General features: G+C 70.2%; 5 protein-coding genes and 1 pseudogene. 2 read left to right on the plus strand and 4 right to left on the minus strand.

Annotated elements, in window-relative coordinates; all coding sequences use genetic code 11:
• Positions 1-104 precede the first annotated feature (104 nt).
• The 4 genes from ACZ68L_RS45250 to ACZ68L_RS45265 all read right to left on the minus strand — a co-directional run bounded on the left by ACZ68L_RS45250 (position 105) and on the right by ACZ68L_RS45265 (position 3,793).
• Positions 105-1,112 carry a DNA-directed RNA polymerase subunit alpha gene (locus ACZ68L_RS45250; protein ID WP_469590463.1) on the minus strand — a complete coding sequence of 336 codons (1,008 nt, stop codon included), beginning with the start codon at positions 1,110-1,112 and terminating at the stop codon, positions 105-107.
• 597 nt (positions 1,113-1,709) lie between these two features.
• Positions 1,710-2,018 carry a single-stranded DNA-binding protein gene (gene ssb, locus ACZ68L_RS45255; protein WP_469590473.1) on the minus strand — a complete coding sequence of 103 codons (309 nt, stop codon included), beginning with the start codon at positions 2,016-2,018 and terminating at the stop codon, positions 1,710-1,712.
• Between the two features lie 57 nt (positions 2,019-2,075).
• Complete coding sequence (locus ACZ68L_RS45260; RefSeq protein ID WP_469590466.1) at positions 2,076-3,173, minus strand: CU044_5270 family protein; 1,098 nt, start codon at positions 3,171-3,173, stop codon at positions 2,076-2,078.
• Positions 3,170-3,793 carry an RNA polymerase sigma factor gene (locus tag ACZ68L_RS45265; RefSeq protein ID WP_469590468.1) on the minus strand — a complete coding sequence of 208 codons (624 nt, stop codon included), beginning with the start codon at positions 3,791-3,793 and terminating at the stop codon, positions 3,170-3,172. The genes ACZ68L_RS45260 and ACZ68L_RS45265 overlap by 4 nt, the downstream gene beginning before the upstream one ends.
• 160 nt (positions 3,794-3,953) lie before the next feature.
• On the opposite strand from ACZ68L_RS45265, the pseudogene ACZ68L_RS45270 reads away from it, so the two are divergent.
• Positions 3,954-4,289, plus strand: a pseudogene (locus tag ACZ68L_RS45270) (transposase); the annotation flags it as partial.
• Entirely contained in the window at positions 4,286-4,783 is a 498-nt protein-coding gene (locus tag ACZ68L_RS45275) for an HAD domain-containing protein (RefSeq protein WP_469590471.1), read from the plus strand. The pseudogene ACZ68L_RS45270 and the gene ACZ68L_RS45275, both read left to right, overlap by 4 nt.
• Positions 4,784-4,912 lie beyond the last annotated feature (129 nt).

Consider the following 4,912-nt stretch of genomic DNA (forward strand, 5'->3'; position numbering starts at 1 on the left):
TTGCGGGTGCGGGCTACTCGGCGCGCCATTTCGGGGGGTGTGGGGGGGGGGGGGGGGGGGGCGGGGGGGGGCCCCCCCCGCCCCCCCGCGACCCGGCGCAGCGTTCAGTACTGTTCGGTCTCGACGAAGCTCGCGTCCGCGTCGCCGAAGGCGGCGGCGATCGGGTCGAATCCGGGCGGGCTGTCCTTGAGGCCCATGCCCATGCCGGCCAGCTTCGCCTTGACCTCGTCGATCGACTTCGCGCCGAAGTTGCGGATGTCGAGCAGGTCCGCCTCGGAACGGGCGAGAAGCTCACCGACCGTATGGACGCCCTCGCGCTTGAGGCAGTTGTACGACCGGACGGTGAGCTCGAGCTCCTCGATCGGCAGCGCCAGATCGGCGGCGAGCGCGGCGTCCGTCGGCGACGGGCCCATGTCGATGCCCTCGGCATCGATGTTGAGCCCGCGCGCCAGACCGAACAGCTCGACCAGCGTCTTGCCGGCCGAAGCCATGGCGTCACGCGGACGCATGGCCTGCTTGGTCTCGACGTCGACGATCAGCTTGTCGAAGTCGGTGCGCTGCTCGACACGGGTCGCCTCGACCTTGTACGTGACCTTGAGCACCGGCGAGTAGATGGAGTCGACCGGGATACGGCCGATCTCCTGGCCCACCTGCTTGTTCTGGACGGCGGAGACGTAGCCGCGACCGCGCTCGACGGTCAGCTCCATCTCCAGCTTGCCCTTGCCGTTCAGCGTGGCCAGGACCAGGTCCGGGTTGTGGACCTCGACGCCGGCCGGCGGCGCGATGCCAGCAGCGGTGACCAGGCCGGGACCCTGCTTACGCAGGTACATCACGACCGGCTCGTCGTGCTCCGAGGAGAGGTCCAGCTGCTTGATGTTGAGGATGAGGTCGGTGACGTCCTCCTTGACGCCCGGCACGGTGGTGAACTCGTGCAGGACACCGTCGATCCGGATGCTGGTGACGGCGGCACCGGGGATCGAGGAGAGGAGCGTGCGACGCAGGGAGTTGCCGAGGGTGTAACCGAAGCCCGGCTCCAGCGGCTCGATCACGAACCGGGAGCGGAACTCGTCAACGACCTCTTCGGTCAACGAGGGACGCTGAGCAATCAGCATGGGGTGGCGCCTCCAGATTTCGGCGCCCGCTATTTGAACGACCTACACGAGGCCGCACCGCCCGACGCCGCCAGGTGCCAGCTCAGCCGGCGGGACAGGAGAGTTGCCCGAAGTGCGCGGCGCCTTTGCCGTCAGGCCGCAGACCGGCGCGGTGGTGAGACGAAGAGGACGAGTGCCTGCTGCCACGGGCCGGTACACATCCGTGCCGCCAGCGCCTCAGCCGCCTTGCGGGCCGAGCCTGCGTCCGCGTGTTCTACGGCGTGCGGAAGGACTGTGAACCGGGCGCCGTCGCCGGCTGGCGCGAACCACGCGAGATAGGGGCGCCATCCGGGCCGGGGCGCCATGCGATGGGCGATCAAGAGCACGCCGCGCCCGCAGAATAGGGTGCGGGAGTAGGACTCGTCGACCAGGCCCTTGCTCGAAGAACGGGTTGCCCGCCTGCCATGCGGCGAGGCGTACGTGCTTGAGGTCGCCCATCGAAAACGGCTGCTGCACGGGGACCACCTCAGCGACGGGGGCGGGGCGGCGGTGCCGCCGTGATCTTCTCCTGCTCATGATCTGGTCAACGGCCGCGGCCCGTTCCAGGTGTCGCTGGGCTCAGAACGGGTGCGGCTCGCCACCGGTGGGAGCCTGTGCCTGCCCGGCGGGGCGGGACTCCGCGGCAGGGGCCTGTCCCTGGCGGGGCGGGGCGCCGCCGGCACTGCGGGTGACCTTGGTGACGGCCGCCTTCGCGTAGGTGAGGGAGGCCGCGACCTCCTCGGCGTCGACCTCGACGACGGTGCGGCGCTGGCCCTCCTTGTCGTCGAAGGTGCGCTGCTTGAGCCTGCCGTTGACGATGACGCGCATCCCACGCTGCAGCGACTGGGCTGCATTCTCGGCGGCCTGGCGCCAGAGCGAACACCGCAGGCCCCTCCCCGCGCGTCCCGGACCCCCCCCGCGAGGTTCCGGGACGCGCGGGGGGCGTCAGCTCGCCTGCCGCTTCCGGGCGGACTTGCGTGCCGCCTCAGGGGTCTGTCCGGCCTTGTCGGCGATGCCGTGTTCGATCTCGGCGCTGCTCGACAGGAGGGTTCCCGACTTTCCCCACGGGGTGTCCTTCGTCAGGTAGTTGCGGGAGCCGAGGAAGGAGTAGTCATCCTTGTCGAAGACCCACTCGCTGCGGTTGCCGTACCGGGTGTCCTCGCGGACGATGCCGAGGCCGCTGCGGCCGATCGCGTCCTTGGCGTCCGGGACTTCCTCGACGCCCGGGATCTTCGCCGCCGCCTGGTAGAGGGCCGCGGCCGTCTTCGGCGGCACCAGTCCGCCGAGCCAGGAACCGATCTGCTCGAAGATGATCTGATCGGTTTCCTGGTCGGGGTCCTTCATGACGTGGGCGTACAGGTAGGCCAGGAGTTCGTCCGGGGCGGTGGACAGCGTGGCGAGCCAGTTGTAGGTAGGGCGGTCCAGCCCGGCGGGGGTGCCGTTGTCGTCGCCCAGCGGGGCGTTGATGACGCTGTCCTCGCCGTCGGCCCGGACCAGGCCGAGCTTCTTGAGCGGGCGCGGGTCCTGCGCCGACCAGACCTGCTCCTCGTGCAGCGGGCTCAGTACGGCCTTGCCGCTGGTGATATCGGCCTCCTGGATCTTGGAGCGGGTGTAGAGGAACTGGTCGTCGCGTACGACGGGGGCGTCACTCGCGAGGGCGACGGTCGAGAGGTGGTGCAGCAGGCCGCCCGCGCCCCGGACCGCCGGGGCGGACGAGGCGGCCGCCGTGGTGCCGTGGTCGTCGCCCGTGCTGAGGGCGATGCCTCCCGCTAGTACCCCGGCCAGCGCCAGCGCCGACACGGGAACGAGGAGGGCCGGGCGCAGGAGCCCGCGGGCCGGACGGGGAGCGGCGGCGGCCGGACGGTCGCGACGGGGGGCGGTGGCCTGGTCTGCGTCGATGCGGTTCATCAGGATTTCTTTCTGGCGACGGAATTGCTCGGGCGACAGGTCCTCGGTCACCGGAGCCGGAAGCAGCCGGGCCAGGTGCCGGGCGTCGTCGTCGTTCCCGTCCTTCTGAGGGGGGGCGGCGTCTTCGCGGTTCATCGGGTTTCCTCCCGCACGGGCAGAGCCGCGAGTGCGGCTGTATTCATTACCTCTCCGCGGGCCCTCGTGGGTTCCGCGTCCTCGCCGGCGAGTTCCGCGACCTGCGCGAGCCGCGCGAGCTTCTTGCGTGCCCGTGAGAGACGGGAGCGCACCGTGCCCACCGGGACGCCGAGCGCGTCGGCCGTCTGCTGGTAGTCCAGCCCGGACCACACGTGCAGGGACAGCACTTCCCTTTCCTGGCGGCGCAGTTGGCCGAGCGCCACTGAGACCGCCCGGAGATAGCGCCGGTCGTCGAGCCGGGACGCGGTCTCGCCCGAGAAGTCGGCCACGGCGGCGGGCACCGGCTGACGGGCAAGGAAGGCGAGCCGGCGCCGCAGTCCCCGCCGGGTGTTCTCGCACTTGTGCGTGGCGATGCCGAGGAGCCACGGCAGCGCGGAACCCCGGTCCTCCTCCAGCCGCTCCCACCCCTGCCAGGCGGCGAGGAAGGTCTCGCCCATGACGTCCTCGGCGGCCGACCAGTCACCCGTAAGGCGCAGCGCGTGACGGTAGACGGCGTGGGCGTACCGCTCGTACAGCCCGGCGAACGCCTCGCGGTCCCTCGCGCGCAGACGTCGGCGCACATCGTCGCTCCCCGGGCTCTCCGAGTTTTCCGGGGCCTCTGACTCTGGTGGTTCCCTCACACTCGGTATCTCTCCGCGACCACGCCCCGGTTCCTGTGACCTGTGCCATAGCCGGGCGGGTGGACGGACGGGCCGGGGTACCGCCCGCCGGGACTTCGATCGCGCCTACGGCGCGAAGTGGCCCAAAGCGGTGAAGAAGGTCACCGACGAGACCGATGAACTCCTGGCGTTCTACGACTTCCCCGCCGAACACTGGGTCCACCTCAGGACGACGAACCCGATTGAATCCACCTTCAGCACCGTCAAGTTGAGGACCCGGGTCACCCGCGGAGCTGGCAGCCCCGCAGCGGCCCTGGCCATGGTGTTCAAGCTTGCCGAGTCCGCCCAGGCCCGCTGGCGCGCGATCAACGCACCCCACCTCGTCGCCCTCGTCCGCAACGGCGCCACATTCCGGAACGGTTACCTCGTCGAGCGACCCGAGGTGAGCGCAGCATGACCAGGCACGGGAACCGTCCACTGCTCTTCCTGGACGTCGACGGGCCGCTCCTGCCGTTCGGTGACGGCCTGCAGCGCGATCTGGCGGGCACCGCATCGAACTCGCACCTGGCGCGGCTCGACCCGCAGATCGGGCCGCGGCTCGCGGCGCTGCCGTGCGACCTGGTCTGGGCCACCACCTGGGAAGAAGAGGCCAATATCGAGCTGGCACCGCGGCTCGGCCTGCCGCAGCTGCCGGTCGTGAACTGGCCAGAGCCCTCAGCCGTCCACGAACGCGAGGACCAGTGGTTCGGGCTCCGCTGGAAGACCCGAACCCTCGTCGCGTGGGCGGACGGACGCCCGTTCGCCTGGGTCGACGACGAGATCACCGACGCCGACCGAGACTGGGTATCCACCCACCACCCCGCACAGGCGATCCTCCATCGCGTCGCGTCGGCCCGCTGCCTCACCGACCAGGACTTCGCAGTCCTCGATCAATGGCTACAGCTGGCTTGAGGTTCTCCGCGATGATCCACAGGATTTGACAGTTAGAAGCCGTTGCCATATCGATCATGGAGTCTGTCGATCGAACGGGAGTCTCGATCGGGTGATCGCGGGCCCTGCCCGGCATGAGAGCAGAGCCTG

The sequence above is a fragment of the Streptomyces sp. NPDC104309 genome, assembly GCF_055584025.1.